The sequence below is a fragment of the Streptomyces hygroscopicus subsp. hygroscopicus genome (genome assembly GCF_001553455.1).
Taxonomy (GTDB): Bacteria; Actinomycetota; Actinomycetes; order Streptomycetales; family Streptomycetaceae; genus Streptomyces; species Streptomyces hygroscopicus.
The window spans coordinates 14,216-28,643 of record NZ_BBOX01000135.1 but is presented as its reverse complement, the minus strand read 5'-3'; the positions used below and the strand labels follow the sequence as shown (position 1 = coordinate 28,643).

The 14,428-nt window shown below is 72.5% G+C and carries 10 protein-coding genes; 4 read left to right on the top strand and 6 right to left on the bottom strand.

The genetic code is table 11. From position 1 onward, the window contains the following. Nucleotides 1–3: 3 nt before the first annotated feature. From AXW62_RS15965 to AXW62_RS15950, 4 genes are all read right to left on the bottom strand, one after another. On the bottom strand, nucleotides 4–1,728 hold the full coding sequence (locus AXW62_RS15965) for a dipeptide ABC transporter ATP-binding protein (RefSeq protein ID WP_060945144.1): 1,725 nt from the start codon (nucleotides 1,726–1,728) through the stop codon (nucleotides 4–6). Nucleotides 1,729–1,847: 119 nt separating this feature from the next. Then, nucleotides 1,848–2,759, bottom strand: a complete 912-nt coding sequence (locus AXW62_RS15960) for an ABC transporter permease (RefSeq protein ID WP_060945138.1) — start codon at nucleotides 2,757–2,759, stop codon at nucleotides 1,848–1,850. Next, the gene (locus AXW62_RS15955; RefSeq protein ID WP_060945137.1) at nucleotides 2,756–3,715 is read right to left on the bottom strand and encodes an ABC transporter permease; all 960 of its coding nucleotides are present in this window, start codon (nucleotides 3,713–3,715) and stop codon (nucleotides 2,756–2,758) included. The genes AXW62_RS15960 and AXW62_RS15955 overlap by 4 nt, the downstream gene beginning before the upstream one ends. A gap of 5 nt (nucleotides 3,716–3,720) precedes the next feature. After that, nucleotides 3,721–5,334 carry an ABC transporter substrate-binding protein gene (locus AXW62_RS15950; protein ID WP_060945136.1) on the bottom strand — a complete coding sequence of 538 codons (1,614 nt, stop codon included), beginning with the start codon at nucleotides 5,332–5,334 and terminating at the stop codon, nucleotides 3,721–3,723. A 723-nt stretch (nucleotides 5,335–6,057) separates the two neighbouring features. On the opposite strand from AXW62_RS15950, the gene AXW62_RS15945 reads away from it, so the two are divergent. Beyond that, complete coding sequence (locus AXW62_RS15945; RefSeq protein ID WP_060945135.1) at nucleotides 6,058–7,269, top strand: pyridoxal phosphate-dependent aminotransferase; 1,212 nt, start codon at nucleotides 6,058–6,060, stop codon at nucleotides 7,267–7,269. Nucleotides 7,270–7,361: 92 nt separating this feature from the next. Beyond that, nucleotides 7,362–7,772 carry an SCO4983 family protein gene (locus AXW62_RS15940; protein WP_030822300.1) on the top strand — a complete coding sequence of 137 codons (411 nt, stop codon included), beginning with the start codon at nucleotides 7,362–7,364 and terminating at the stop codon, nucleotides 7,770–7,772. A 75-nt stretch (nucleotides 7,773–7,847) separates the two neighbouring features. Here the strand turns inward: AXW62_RS15940 and AXW62_RS15935 are convergent, their stop codons facing one another. Next, nucleotides 7,848–9,731, bottom strand: a complete 1,884-nt coding sequence (locus AXW62_RS15935; protein ID WP_169808139.1) for a phosphoenolpyruvate carboxykinase (GTP) — start codon at nucleotides 9,729–9,731, stop codon at nucleotides 7,848–7,850. Nucleotides 9,732–9,987: 256 nt separating this feature from the next. Between AXW62_RS15935 and trhA the strand changes: the two genes are divergently transcribed. Together trhA and AXW62_RS15925 are read left to right on the top strand one after the other, a co-directional pair. Then, the gene (gene trhA / locus AXW62_RS15930) at nucleotides 9,988–10,689 is read left to right on the top strand and encodes a PAQR family membrane homeostasis protein TrhA (protein WP_060945134.1); all 702 of its coding nucleotides are present in this window, start codon (nucleotides 9,988–9,990) and stop codon (nucleotides 10,687–10,689) included. Between the two features lie 292 nt (nucleotides 10,690–10,981). Then, on the top strand, nucleotides 10,982–11,674 hold the full coding sequence (locus AXW62_RS15925; protein ID WP_060945142.1) for a TetR/AcrR family transcriptional regulator: 693 nt from the start codon (nucleotides 10,982–10,984) through the stop codon (nucleotides 11,672–11,674). A gap of 649 nt (nucleotides 11,675–12,323) precedes the next feature. Here AXW62_RS15925 and AXW62_RS15920 read toward each other — a convergent pair. Then, on the bottom strand, nucleotides 12,324–14,360 hold the full coding sequence (locus tag AXW62_RS15920) for a thioredoxin domain-containing protein (RefSeq protein ID WP_060945133.1): 2,037 nt from the start codon (nucleotides 14,358–14,360) through the stop codon (nucleotides 12,324–12,326). Nucleotides 14,361–14,428: the final 68 nt, after the last annotated feature.

The following is a 14,428-nucleotide window of genomic DNA, read 5'->3' as shown; positions in this document are numbered from 1 at the left end:
GGCTCACCCATCCGCCGCCCGCCAGCGCCGCACCCGGTGTCCCCCGTCCAGCTCGTCCCAGACGGCGCCCGGCTCCGCCGCGTCGGTCCAGTCGTCGGCCGGGACCGCGGCGTCCTCCGCGTCGGGGTCGGGTTCGAGGGCGGCGGCCATCAGCTGGCGGGTGTACGGGTGGCCGGGGGCGGCGAAGACCGCCTCCGTCGGCCCCTCCTCCACCACCACCCCGTGCCGCAGCACCACCACTCGGTCCGCGATCCCGCGCACCACCGCCAGGTCATGGCTGATGAACAGGCAGGCCAGATCGCGTTCGCGCCGCAGATCGTCCAGCAGCCGCAACACCTCGGCCTGTACGGACACGTCCAGCGCCGTGGTGATCTCGTCCGCGATCAGCACGTCCGGCTCCCCGGCGAGCGCCCGCGCGATCCCGATCCGCTGGCGCTGGCCGCCCGACAGCTGGGCGGGCAGCCGGTCGGCGAGGTCGGCGTCGAGGCGGACGTCGGCGATCAGCTGCCGCGCCCGCGCCGCCGCCTCGCCCCTGGACCCCGCCGTGCCGAAGAACCGCAGGGGCCGCCGGACCGCGTCGCCCACCGAACGCCGCGGGTTCAGCGAGGTGTCGGCGTTCTGGAAGACCAGTTGGACCTTGCGCCGCAGCGCGAGGGGGCGTTTGCGCGACGGCACGCCGAGGTCGCCCCCGCCGTCCGCCGTGGCCGTCATCGTCCCGCCCGAGGGCGCCCGCAGCCCCGCCAGCGACCACGCGATGGTGGACTTGCCGCTGCCGGACTCGCCGACCAGGGCCAGTACCTCACCGCGCCGTACGCTGAAGGACACCCCGTGGACGGCGCGTCTGGCGCCGTAGTCGATCGTCACCTCCCGTACGTCCACCGCCGCGTCCGCGTCCGCCGGCACCTCGGCCCTCGGCCGGATCTCCCGGGTGCCGTCCTCGCCCACCAGCGCGAGCCCGGCGTCCGCGATCCTCGGGACGCTGGCCAGCAGCCGCCGGGTGTAGGGGTCGGCGGGGGCGGCGAACAGCCGCCGGGTGGGGGCGGCCTCGACCACCCGTCCGGCGCGCAGCACGCACACCTCGTCGGCCATGTGCGTGACCACGCCGAGGTCATGGCTGACCAGGACGGCGGCGAGGCCGAGTTCGTCGCGCAGGGCCCCGATCAGGTCCAGCACCCCGCGCTGGGTGATCACATCGAGGCCGGTCGTGGGCTCGTCCAGGACGAGGACCTTGGGGCGGGCCGCGATGGCCATCGCGATGGCGACGCGCTGCTGCTGTCCGCCGGAGAGTTCATGCGGATAGCGGCGGGCGAGTTCGCGCGGGCGCTCCAGCCGGACCTGGGCGAGGAGGTCCGCGACGGGCACCTCGCCGCCCGCCTCCTCGATCTGCCGTCCGATCCGCATGGAGGGGGTCAGGGCGTGGCCCGCGTTCTGTGCGACCATCGCGACCGTACCGCCGCGCAGCCGCCGCAACTCCCGCGCGGACAGCCCGAAGACGTCCTTGCCGTCGACGGCGACGCGTCCGCCGGTGATCCGCGAGCCGTGCCGCAGATGCCCCAGGAGGGTCGCGGCGACCGTCGACTTGCCGCTGCCCGACTCGCCGACCAGGGCCAGCGTCCGGCCGGGGCTCACCTCCAGCGACACCTCGTGGACGACGGGCACCTCGCGCCCGCCCGAACGGTAGGCCACGGACAGCGCGTCCACGGAGACGATCGCACGGGTCGAAGACACCGGGGCCGCCGGGGACGCCGAGGCCGCCGGGGACACCGGGGACGCCGAAGGGGTCGAAGGGGTCAAGGAGTGCGTCGAAGGGGTCGGCGAGGCCGAGGGGTTCAACGGGGTCCCGGTCATCAGGAGCCCTCCCGGATCCGGTCGACGCCCCACGCCTTGGACAGGCCGTCGGCCGCCAGGTTGAGCCCGACCACCAGCGTGGCCAGGGCGAGGATCGGCGCGAGGCTGGCCATCGGGACGACGGTGATGGCGGTGCGGTTCTCGGAGACCATCAACCCCCAGTCGGGGGTGGGCGGATCGGCGCCGAAGCCGAGGAACGACAGCGAGCTGATCAGCAGCACCACCCAGGAGGCGCGCATCGCGAACTCGACGCACACCACATCGGTGATGTTGGGCAGCACCTCGCGCCGCAGGATCGACCAGGTCCGCTCGCCGCGGGCGCGGGCCGCGGTCACGTAGTCGGCGGGGACGACGGCCAGCGCCGCGCCCCGCACCACCCGCACCACCTGGGGGACGTAGACCACGGCGACGGCCAGCACGATGACCGCGGGGCCGGTGCCCAGCGCGGTGACGATGACCAGCAGGGCGAGGATCGAGGGGATGGACAGCACCGCGTCCAGCACCCGCATCAGCACATCGTCCAGCCAGCCGCCGCGCAGCGCCGCCGCACAGCCGAGGACGGTGCCGAGCGCGACGGTGAGCACGGTCCCGGCGACCGAGACGCCGAGCGCGTACCGCCCGCCGTAGAGCACCCGGGCCAGCACATCGCGGCCGTACGCGTCGGTGCCCGCCCAGTGGTCCGCGCCCGGCCCGAGCAGCGCGTGCGAGGCGTCGCCCACGGTGGGGTGGTAGGGGGTGAGCAGCGGGGCGAGCAGCGCGACCACCGCGTGGACGGCGACGATCGCGAGCCCGATGGCGGCGGGGCGGGAGGAGCGCACGGTGCGCCAGGCGCGGGCGGCGAAACCGGACCGGACGGGCGCGGGCGGCACGGCGGCCGGGGCCGCGCCCGCGGGTGTCCTCACGGAGCTCATCGGATCCTCCCTCCTCGGGTGCGGAGCTTGGGGTTGAGGGCCATCGCGCCGAGGTCGGCGGCGAGGTTGCAGACGACGTAGACCACCGCGCTGATGAGGGCGATGGCCTGGATGACCGGCAGATCGCGGTTCTGTACGGAGGAGAGCATCAGCTTGCCGATGCCGGGGTAGTTGAAGACGTTCTCGACCACGGCGACGCCGCCGACCAGCCAGGCGACATTGAGCGCGATCACATGGAGGGTGGGCAGCAGGGCGCTGGGCAGCGCGTGCCGGGTGACCACCCGCCAGGTGGAGAGCCCCTTGAGCCGGGCGGTGGTGACGTATTCGCTCGCCATGACGTCGATCACCGAGGTGCGGGCCATCCGCACGATGTACGCGGCCATCACGACCGCGAGCGAGGCGGCGGGCAGCCAGACCGCCGGGAGCAGCTGTCCGGTGCCGGCGCCCGGTCCGTACAGCACCACGGCGGGCAGCACCGGCACGGTGACGGAGAAGACCAGCACCAGCACGGTGGCCACGACGAATTCGGGGACGCTCATCCCGATCAGGGCGACGGTGGAGATCAGGTGGTCGGGCCAGCGGTCGCGGTGCAGCCCGGCCACGACGCCGAGGACGAGGGACCCGGTGACCGCGAAGAGGACGGTGACGACGGCGATCAGGGCGGAGTTGCCGAGGTACTGGGAGACCTCGCCGCCCACCGGCTCGGCGGTGACCAGCGAGGTGCCGAAGTCGCCGTGCAGCGCACCGGTGATCCAGTCGGCGTACCGCTCCCAGGCGGGCTGGTCGAGACCCATCCGGTCGCGCAGCGCGGCGACCGCGTCGGGGGTGGCGTCCCTGCCGAGCACCTGGGTGGCGACATCCCCGGGCAGTGCCTGGACGGCCAGGAAGACCAGGACCGAGGAGAGCAGCAGGGTGCCGAGCGCGGAGACCACGCGGCGGAGGAGGAAGGAGAGCACGCCCCTCATGCCCCCTTCAGCCCGATGCCGAGGTAGTCGAACTCGAAACCGTGCTCGGCGTAGCCGCGCACCGTGCGGGAGATCCCGACGAGCCGGTCCGCGAACATCGGGGTGATGGCCCCGCCCCGCTCGACGACGAGGGTCTGCGCCTGCCCGTACAGCTCGTCCCTGCGGCGTCCGTCGGTCTCCCGGCGGGCCCGGTCGAGGAGCGCGTCGAACTCCTTGTCGGACCAGGCGGTCTCGTTGTACGAGGAACCGCTGCGGAAGACCTGGTTGAGGAGCTGGTCGACGGGGCGCCCGGTGTACCAGTAGGTGGCCATGAGCGGCTTCTTCATCCAGATCTGGGTGTAGTACGAGTCGGCGGCCGCGGTCCTGACCCGGATCCGGATACCGGCACGGGCGGCCGACTCCTGGTAGGCGAGGGCCATGGGCGTGAAGATCGGGTCGTAGGAGGAGGTGTAGAGGTCCACCGCCAGCCGCTCGTGTCCGGCCTTCTTCAGCAGGTGCCGGGCCTTCTCGGGGTCATGGGCGGGGTGGGCGGCGTGGTGGTGGGGGTCGTTCGGCGGGACGGGGTTGTCCCAGCCGGGTGTGCCCGCGCCCTGGAGGGCGACCTTCAGGACGTGGGCGGGGTCGTAGGCGAGCTTCATCGCCTGCCGCACCCGCACATCGGTGAAGGGCTTCTCGGTGGTGAGCATCGGCAGCACGTACCACTGGGCGTTCTCGGCGCGGGCGATGGTGGCGCGGTCGGAGGCGGCGATGACCCGGGCGGTGGCGAAGTCGAGATTGGTCTGGGAGAGCAGGTCGACCTGGCCGGCCAGCAGGGCGTTGGAGCGGGCCTGCATATCGGCGACGGAGAAGAAGTCGATGGCGTCCAGGACCGGGCGCCCGGCCCAGTGGTCCGGGTAGGCGGTGACCCGGCCGGGCCCGGCGGCGGTGAAGGAGGCGAGCCGGAACGGGCCGGTGCCGATGCCGGTCCGGCCGATGGAGCGGGCGCTGCCCTCCGGGACGACATAGCAGTTGTAGTGGGTGAGCAGGCTGGGGAACTCGGCGTGCGGGCTCTTCAGCGGCACCACGAGGGTGTGGGCGTCGGGGGTGCGCAGCCGCCCGGGGTCGACCAGCGGGGCCAGCACGGGGGCCTGGGGGGAGGCGGTCGTGGAGTCGAGGATGTGGCGCAGGGTGTAGGCGGCATCGGCGGAGGTGAACGCGCGGCCGTCGTGGAAGGTGACACCGCGGCGCAGCCGGAAGGTCCAGGTGCGGGCGGTCGGGTCGGGCTCCCAGGACTCGGCGAGGTCGGGGGCGACGGCGCCGTCGGGCCCGATCCGCACCAGGCGGTTGTAGAGCGCGCCGAGGTATTCGTACGCGGACAGCGCGCTGGCCGGGTCGAGGGTCTCGGCGTCGGAGGCGGGCGGCCGGGCGATGCGCAGGGTGCCGCCGCGGTCGGGCCGCCCGGTCGGGCCGCGGGTGGGCACGGCCCTCGACGGGGACGCGGAGGCGGCTCCCGAGCAGCCGGTGAGCAGAGCGGAGCCGCCGAGCGCACCGCCGGCCGCCGCCGCGGTGAGGACCGACCGCCGCGGGATACCGGCCGCCGCGGGGGCTGTTCGGTGGGAGGTCTCGGACATGGCGCCCTTCCCGTTCGTCTGCCGTGTGCGTTCAGCCCTTGCTCGTTCGGGGGTTATTCGTTCAGCCGAACGATTGGGTGAGGTGCGTGAACGATAGCCAGGCCCCCCGTTCGGGCCAACCCCTTGTTCGCGGAAATCACCGGCGGAAACCGACTCGTTACCCGAGCGCGCGGCCCGGCCGGGGGCGGCCAGCCCGCCCCGGGGGCGGCACGCGAGGCCATGCCCCCGACCCGGGGCGGCGCACGGACCACACCCCCACCCAGGGGGCAGCGCACAGGCCCCAACCCGGGAGCAGCGGATGGGACCACGCCCCCGCTCCGGGGCCGGAGCGCGGGGCCACACCCCACCCAGGGGCCGACGCACGGGGGTCGCACCCCCACCCCGGGGGCGGAGGACGGGGCGCCCCCAGGGGGCGAACAGGCCCCGGCCCGGGGGCGGCGCACAGGGCAGCCACACCCCCACCCAGAGGTCAGCGCGCAGACCCCAACCCGGGGGCCGGAGCACGGGGCCACACCTCACCCAGAGGCTGACGCACGGGGGGCGCACCCCCACCCAGGGGCGGCACACAGACCCCAACCCGGGAGCAGCGCACGGGACCACACCCCCGCCCCACCCAGGAGGCGGCGCGCGGGGTCACACGGCCCCCGCCCGGCGCTCCCGCACACCGTCCACGTGGCGAAAAACACCGAGCGGCCCCCGACACACCGCCGTAAGGTGGCCGACATGCAGGTGATCCAGTCCACGAAGCTCGCCAACGTCTGCTACGAAATCCGTGGCCCGGTGCTCGAGGAGGCGATGCGGCTGGAGGCGGCAGGACACCGCATCCTCAAGCTCAACACCGGCAATCCGGCGGCCTTCGGCTTCGAATGCCCCCCGGAGATCCTCGAGGACATGCTCCGCAACCTCGGCGACGCCCATGGCTACGGCGATGCCAAGGGACTGCTGTCCGCGCGGCGCGCGGTGATGCAGCACTACCAGACGCAGGGCATCGACCTCGACGTCGAGGACATCTTCCTCGGCAACGGCGTCTCCGAGCTGATCCAGATGTCGATGCAGGGGCTGCTCGACGACGGGGACGAGGTCCTCGTCCCCGCCCCCGACTACCCGCTGTGGACCGCCGCGGTCTCCCTCGCCGGCGGCACCGCCGTCCACTACCGCTGCGACGAGCAGTCGGACTGGCTGCCGGACCTCGCCGACATCGAGCGCAAGGTCACCGACCGCACCAAGGCGCTCGTCATCATCAACCCCAACAACCCCACGGGCGCGGTCTACGGCGAGGAGATCCTGCGCGGCCTCACCGACATCGCCCGCCGCCACCAGCTGATCGTCTGCTCCGACGAGATCTACGACAAGATCCTCTACGACGGGGTCACCCACACCCCGACCACCGTCGTCGCCCCCGATCTGCTGACGCTCACCTTCAACGGCCTCTCCAAGGCGTACCGGGTGGCGGGCTACCGCAGCGGCTGGCTCGCGGTCTGCGGCCCGAAGGCGCACGCCGCCAGCTATCTGGAGGGACTGACGATCCTGGCCAACATGCGGCTGTGCGCCAATATGCCGGCCCAGCACGCGGTGGCCACGGCGCTCGGCGGCCGTCAGTCGATCAACGATCTGGTGCTCCCCGGCGGCCGGCTGCTGGAGCAGCGCGACACGGCGTACGACCTGCTGACCCAGATCCCCGGCGTGACCTGCGTGAAGCCCAAGGGCGCGCTGTACGCCTTCCCCAAGCTCGACCCCAAGGTCTACAAGATCAAGGACGACCGGCAGATGGTCCTGGACCTGCTGCGGGCCGAGAAGATCATGATCGTGCACGGCACGGGGTTCAACTGGCCGGAGCCGGACCACTTCCGCGTCGTCACCCTGCCCGCCAAGAAGGACCTGGCCGACGCGGTGACCAGGATCGGAAACTTCCTGGACGGATACGGCCAGCCCTGAGCCCCCTTGCCGGTCGGGCACTTTTGACCGCGACTCAACCTTAGACAGAGTCTAAGTTAGGATGGTCTCCTGACACCTCTGGGAGGCCATCCATGTACGAACCGATCCGCACCAAGTCGGTCCACAGCATGGCCGCGCTCAAGCCCGACTTCCCGCACCGCTCCCGCGAGGAAGAGCTGGACATCCGGCTGGCCGGACATCTGACCGCACTGCTCACGGTGACGGACGAGCTGCGCGCCCTCACCCCGGACCCCGGCCTCGACGACGCCGCCGAACGCCTCGCCGGCCAGGCCGCCCGGCTGCGCGACGGCCACGCCCCGCTGCGCGCGGCGCCCTCGGCGACGGAACCGGACCCGGCCCACGTCGCCGCCCTTCACCAGCGGGCCCACACCCTGGCCGGCTGGGCCCTGGTCGTGGCCACGTCCCGAGCCGACACGGCCGTGACGACGCTGGCGGCCGAGCGCCTGCGGTCCCACGCCGCCGCCCTGGGCCTCGCCGCATGAGCGGGCCCGGCGCCCGCGCCTGAGCGCGGGCCCCGGGCCACGGCAGCGCGGACCCCGGGCCACGGCGCGGAGGACTCAGCCCAGGCGCTTCACCAGCGCGTGGTACTCGTCCCACAGCTCCTTGGGCGTGTGCTCGCCGAAGGTGGCCAGGTGGTCGGGGATCAGCGCCGCCTCCTCCCGCCAGACGTCCTTGTCGACCGTCAGCAGCAGTTCGAGCGAGGCGTCGTCGAGGTCCAGACCGTCGGTGTCCAGCGCCTCGGGCGTCGGCAGCACCCCGATCGGGGTCTCCACCCCCTCGGCCTTGCCGTCCAGGCGGTCCACGATCCACTTCAGCACCCGGCTGTTCTCGCCGAAGCCCGGCCACACGAAGCGTCCGTCGGCGTCCTTGCGGAACCAGTTGACGTAGTAGATCTTCGGCAGCTTGGCGGGGTCGGCGGTCTTGCCGACCTTCACCCAGTGGGCCATGTAGTCGCCCATGTTGTAGCCGCAGAACGGCAGCATGGCGAACGGGTCGCGGCGCAGCTCGCCGACCTTGCCCTCGGCCGCCGCGGTCTTCTCGCTCGCCACGTTGGCGCCGAGGAAGACCCCGTGCTGCCAGTCGAAGGACTCGGTGACCAGCGGAACGGCGCTGGCCCGACGGCCGCCGAAGAGGATCGCCGAGATCGGCACGCCCTTGGGGTCCTCCCACTCGGGCGCGATGATCGGGCACTGACCGGCCGGCACGGTGAAGCGGGCGTTGGGGTGGGCCGCGGGCGTCTCGCTCGCCGGGGTCCAGTCGTTGCCCTTCCAGTCGGTCAGATGGGCGGGCGGCTCCTCGGTCATGCCCTCCCACCACACATCACCGTCGTCGGTGAGCGCGACGTTGGTGAAGACCGAGTTCCCCCACAGGGTCTTCATCGCGTTGGCGTTGGTGTGCTCACCGGTGCCGGGCGCGACACCGAAGAAGCCCGCCTCGGGGTTGATCGCGTAGAGCCTGCCGTCCTCGCCGAACCGCATCCAGGCGATGTCGTCGCCGATCGTCTCGACCGTCCAGCCCGGGATGGTCGGCTCCAGCATCGCGAGGTTGGTCTTGCCGCAGGCGCTCGGGAACGCCGCGGCCACGTACCTGGCCTCCCCGCGCGGCGGGGTGAGCTTGAGGATCAGCATGTGCTCGGCGAGCCAGCCCTCGTCGCGCGCCATCACGGACGCGATGCGCAGGGCGTAGCACTTCTTGCCGAGCAGGGCGTTGCCGCCGTAGCCGGAGCCGTACGACCAGATCTCGCGCGACTCCGGGAAGTGCGAGATGTACTTGGTCGAGTTGCAGGGCCAGGGCACATCGGCCTGGCCGGGCTCCAGGGGGGCACCGAGGGTGTGGACGGCCTTGACGAAGAAGCCCTCGTCCCCGAGGACGTCGAGGACCTCCTGTCCCATGCGGGTCATGGTGCGCATGGAGACGGCGACGTACGCGGAGTCGGTGATCTCGACGCCGATCGCGGACAGCGGCGAGCCGAGCGGCCCCATGCAGAAGGGCACGACGTACATCGTCCGGCCGCGCATCGAACCCCGGAAGATGCCCTGTTCCCCCGGGGAACTGCCCTCTCCTGCGCCTGCTCCGCCTTCTCCGCCTTCTCCGCAGAAGATGGCGCGCATCTCGTCGGGGTGTTTCCAGTGGTTCGTCGGGCCCGCGTCCGCCTCCTTCTCGGAGCAGATGAAGGTCCGGTCCTCGACGCGCGCCACATCGCTCGGATCGGATGCGGCGTAGTAGGAGTTGGGGCGCTTGATCGGGTCAAGGCGTTTGAAGGTGCCCTTCTCGACAAGCTCCGCGCACAGGCGGTCGTACTCCGCCTCCGAGCCGTCACACCACACCACTTGATCGGGCTGGGTGAGGGCGGCTATCTCGCCGACCCAGGAGAGGAGCTCCTGGTGGTTCGTGGGGCTCGGGGTGGTGGTGAGGGAGGAAGCCACATTGCTGGGCGCCACGATCGCTCCATCCCGCCGGAGCCGCACTCGCCCCGGCGTTTCGAATTGAGGGTTTTGGACGGATATGTGCACTCATATCCGTTTATGGAGACAGCTACCCCTTGGGGGCTGCGACCCGGATGCTCAGCTCATCCGGTGCCGACCGCGCTCATTTGATCATCCGACTGTAGAGGCCATCTGTCCAGTGGGCGCCTTGGTGACCATCACCACTCGGTATTGACCGGTAACTTACGGTGGCGTAGGTAGCATGAGCGCTATGACTGCCGCTGCATCCGATGCCGCCGTTGAGAACCCCCCAGGGCCCGAAGTGGCCCCGCCGCTCCCGCTGAAGCCGATGTTGCGTGGCTGGCTGCACGCCGGCATGTTTCCCGCGGCGCTGGTCTCGGGTGTGGTGCTGACAGCGCTCGCCGACAGTCCGCGCGGGCGGCTCGCCTGTGCCATCTACACCCTCACCGCGTGTGCGCTGTTCGGCACCAGCGCGCTTTACCACCGCGGCAATTGGGGACCGCGCGCCACGGCGGTGCTGCGGCGGCTGGACCACGCCAATATCTTCCTGATCATCGCGGGCACGTATACGCCCTTCACCCTGCTACTCCTGCCGCACGGCAAGAAACAGCTGCTGCTGTGGCTGGTGTGGGCAGGGGCGCTCGCCGGAATCGCCTTCCGGGTCTTCTGGGTCGGCGCCCCGCGCTGGCTGTACACCCCGTGCTACATCGCGTTGGGCTGGGCGGCCATCTTCTTCCTGCCCGACTTCCTGCGCACCGGCGGCTTCGCCGTGATGACGCTGATCATCGTCGGCGGGCTGCTCTACAGCGTGGGCGCGGTGGTCTACGGCACCAAGCGCCCCAACCCCTCACCCCGCTGGTTCGGCTTCCACGAGGTGTTCCACAGCTTCACGCTGGCCGCCTTCGTCGTGCACTACGTCGGCATCTCCTTGGTGGCCTACCAGCACGCCTGAGATGCCCAAGGCCACCACCACGTCCCAGCCCGAGCGCAAGCCCACCCGGAAGTCCGCACGGAAGCCGGAGCGGAAACCGGGCCAGAAACCGGAGCAGGAGCCCGAGCGGCAGCCCGAGCGCAGCCCCGCTCGGCAGTCCGGACGGAATGCCGAGCGGGAGTCCGAGCGGCGGTCCGCACGAAAGCCGGAGCGGCAGTCCGAACGAAAACCCGCCCGGAAACCCGCCCCGGAGCCCGGACGGCAGTCCGGACGAAAACCCGAGCGGAAACCCGCCCGGAAGCCCGGACCCGGGTTGCGTGAACGGAAGAAGATCAAGACCCGGCAGGCGATCCGGCGCGCCGCCCTCCGGCTCTTCGCGGAGCAGGGGTACGAGGCCACTCCGGTGGACCGGATCGCGGCCGCCGCCGACGTCTCGACCAGCACCGTCTTCCGCTATTTCCCCGCCAAGGAGGACATCGTCCTCACCGACGAGTACGACGTGCTCATGGCGGAGGCGATCCGTGAGCGCCCGCCGGACGAGCCCCCGGCCGTCTCCCTGCGCCATGCCGTCGTGGGGCTGCTGGGGCCCGCGGCGGGTGCGGAGCGCGAGGAACTGCTGGTCCGGCTGGCCCTTGTCCAGCAGGTCCCGACGTTGCGCGCTCGAATGAGCGGGGGGCTGGCCGACAACGGGGTGCTGCTGGGCGAGGTGCTGGCCGAGCGCAGCGGCCGGGCCCCGGACGACTTCGAGGTGCGGGTCGTGGTGGGGGCCATCCTCGGCGCCCTGCGGGAAGCGGTCTTCCACTGCCTGGAGCGCAGACTGGCGCAGCCCACAGCGAGCGCCACCGATGAGGCCGGGAAGACCGGGGCGGCAGCGAAGAGGGCCGCCGGGAGCGCCGGGAAGAGGAGGACGAGGACGCCCAACGGCACGGACGCCCGGGACGGAGACGAGATGGCGGCGGCCATCGACCGGGCACTGGACCTGCTGACCCGCGGCCTACCGCTCTGACCCGCCCGGCGAGTCCCGCGTGCGCGCGGTGCCCCTGGTCTGCCTGGCCCCGCCCGGCAGCTGCCCGGCGCACGCGGCGGGCCTTCTGAAGCCACACCCGGGGCGACCCGAGACCGTACCGGATACCACCCCGGGTGCCCCCGGGGCGCTCCCAGAACGTCCCGGCGAGCTGGCCCCAAAACGCCCCGGCGACCTGGCCCGGGGCCTCCGACACACCCAGCGGGCCTTCCCGGACACCCGGAGCGACCCGAGACCGCACCGAACACCAATCCCGGGGCACCCGGGGCGCCCCCAGAACGTCCCGGCGAGCTGGCCCGGGGACGCCCCGACGAGCTACCCGGCAGCGGGGGCACCCCAGGAACGGGCGGACACCCCGAGCGCCGGGGGCATTCCAAGAGAGCCGGGAGCACTCCGAGAGCGGGCGTACACCGCGAGAGCGGGGGGGCACCCCAAGAGCCGGGAGCACCCCGAGAGCGGCGAACACCCGAGAGCCGGGGCACCCCAAGAACAGGCGGACACCCCAAGAGCAGGTGGCACCCCAAGAGCCGGGAGCACCCCAAGAGCCGGGGGCACCCCGAGAGCGGGCGGACACCCCAGACGGACACCCCGAGAACCGGGGGCGCCCCGGAGGGGCGGCCACCGCCCCTGGTCAGCCCCCGAGCTTGGCCGTCAGTGCCTCCACATCGGCCGTGGGCGCGTCGCAGGTGAAGCCGCGGCAGACATAGGCCGCCGGGCGCCCCTCCAGCAGCGGGCGGTCCTGCAACAGCGGGACCTCGCCGGAGCCGGGCTCGCCGACCGCGACGACCGCCCCGGGGGCCGTGGCCAGGAGTGCGGCGCGGTGCAGGGCGCGGGTCGCCGGGTCGTCGCCGGGGCCGACCACGGCCACCTCGCGCGGCCCGTCGAGCCGGGCCTCGGCCACCGCCAGGCCCCAGCCGATGAAGCGGGGCGCCCGGGGGCCGAGGGCCCGCACCACGGCGAGGGCACGCTCGGCGGCCTCCCGATGGCGGGTGCTGCCGACGACGGCGGCGTAGGACAGCAGGGCACCGGCGGCGGCCGTCCAGCCGGACGGCGTGGCGCTGTCCGTCGGGTCCTGCGGGCGGCGGATGAGCGCCTCGGCGTCATCGGCGGTGTCGAACAGCGTGCCGTCCTCGTCGGTGAACCGGCTCAGCACGGTGTCCAGCAGCAGCCCGGCGAAGTCCACCCACGCGCCGTCGCCGGTGACGGCGGACAGGGCGAGGAAGCCCTCGGCCACATCGCCGTAGTCCTCCAGCACCCCCGCGTGACCGCCCGCGGTGCCGTCGAGGGAGGTGCGGGCCAGCCGCCCGCGCTGGTCCATGTGGACGCGCACCAGCAGCTCGGCGGCCTCGGTCGCGGCGTCCACGAGGTCGGGGCGGTCGAAGTAGGCACCGGTCTCGGCGAGGGCCGCGACGGCCAGGCCGTTCCAGGCGGCGACGATCTTGTCGTCGCGGCCTGGGCGGGCCCGCAGCTCCCTGGCGGCCAGCAGTCGCTCCCGTACCGAGGCGACGCGGGAGGCGTCCACCGGCCGCTCCCCGTCGGGCAGCTGGAGCACGGAGGCGCCCTGCTCGAACGTGCCTTCCTCGGTCACCCCGAAATACCCGGCGGCGAACTCCGCGTCGGCCTCTCCCAGCACCTCGCGCAGCTGCTCGGGCGTCCACACGTAGTACGCGCCCTCGACATGCCTGCCGGTGCCGTCGTCGCTGTCGGCGTCCAGCGCGGAGGCGAAGCCGCCCTGTGCGGTGCGCAGCTCGCGGACCATGAAGTCGGCCGTGTCCAGCGCGACGCGGCGGGCGAGTTCCGCGCCGGTGGCCCGCCACAGATGGGCGTAGACCCGGCACAGCAGCGCGTTGTCGTACAGCATCTTCTCGAAATGCGGCACGGTCCAGGTGGCGTCCACGGAATAGCGGGCGAAACCGCCGCCGAGCTGGTCGTGGATTCCGCCGCGGGCCATCGCCTCGCAGGTGGCCGACACCATCTGGAGCGCGCCCTGGGAGCCGGTGCGGGCGTGGTGGCGCAGCAGGAACTCCAGCGCCATGGACGGCGGGAACTTCGGCGCACCGCCGAAACCGCCGCGCACGGAGTCGAATTCACGGGTCAGCCCCATGAGCGCGGCGTGCAGATCCTCCTCGCCGGGCGGCTGGGGCGCGCCGGAGCCCAGGGCGATGCCGGTGCGCTGGGCCAGGTCCTGGACGATCCGCCCGGCCACGTCCTGCACCTCTTCGCGGCGGTCCGCCCAGGCGGCGCGCACCCCCTCCAGCACCTGCCGGAAGGACGGCATACCGGACCGGGGCCGGGGCGGGAAGTACGTGCCGAAGTAGAAGGGCCGGGCCTCGGGGGTCAGGAAGACCGTCATGGGCCAGCCGCCCTGGCCGGTCGCGGCCTGTACCGCCTCCATGTACACCGCGTCGACGTCCGGCCGCTCCTCGCGGTCGACCTTCACGGAGACGAAGTGGGCGTTGAGATAGTCGGCGGTCGGCTTGTCCTCGAACGACTCGTGCGCCATGACATGGCACCAGTGACAGCTCGAATAGCCGACGCTCAGCAGCACGGGCACCCCGCGGCGACGCGCTTCCTCGAACGCCTCGTCGGACCACGGCCACCAGTCGACCGGGTTCTCGGCGTGTTGAAGCAGATAGGGGGACGTCTCGTGCGCCAGACGGTTCGGCATGGGTCCATCCTCCCCCACCCGGCGAGGCAGGCGAAGTTATCCACAGGGGAGTTATCCACAGGACTGCC

Excerpts from the sequence above, each read along its gene's own strand:
- AXW62_RS15945 (WP_060945135.1), top strand. The coding sequence starts at position 6,058 with ATGCAGGTGATCCAGTCCACGAAGCTCGCCAACGTCTGCTACGAAATC.
- AXW62_RS15960 (WP_060945138.1), bottom strand. The coding sequence starts at position 2,759 with ATGAGCTCCGTGAGGACACCCGCGGGCGCGGCCCCGGCCGCCGTGCCG.
- trhA (WP_060945134.1), top strand. The coding sequence starts at position 9,988 with ATGACTGCCGCTGCATCCGATGCCGCCGTTGAGAACCCCCCAGGGCCC.
- AXW62_RS15950 (WP_060945136.1), bottom strand. The coding sequence starts at position 5,334 with ATGTCCGAGACCTCCCACCGAACAGCCCCCGCGGCGGCCGGTATCCCG.
- AXW62_RS15940 (WP_030822300.1), top strand. The coding sequence starts at position 7,362 with ATGTACGAACCGATCCGCACCAAGTCGGTCCACAGCATGGCCGCGCTC.
- AXW62_RS15920 (WP_060945133.1), bottom strand. The coding sequence starts at position 14,360 with ATGCCGAACCGTCTGGCGCACGAGACGTCCCCCTATCTGCTTCAACAC.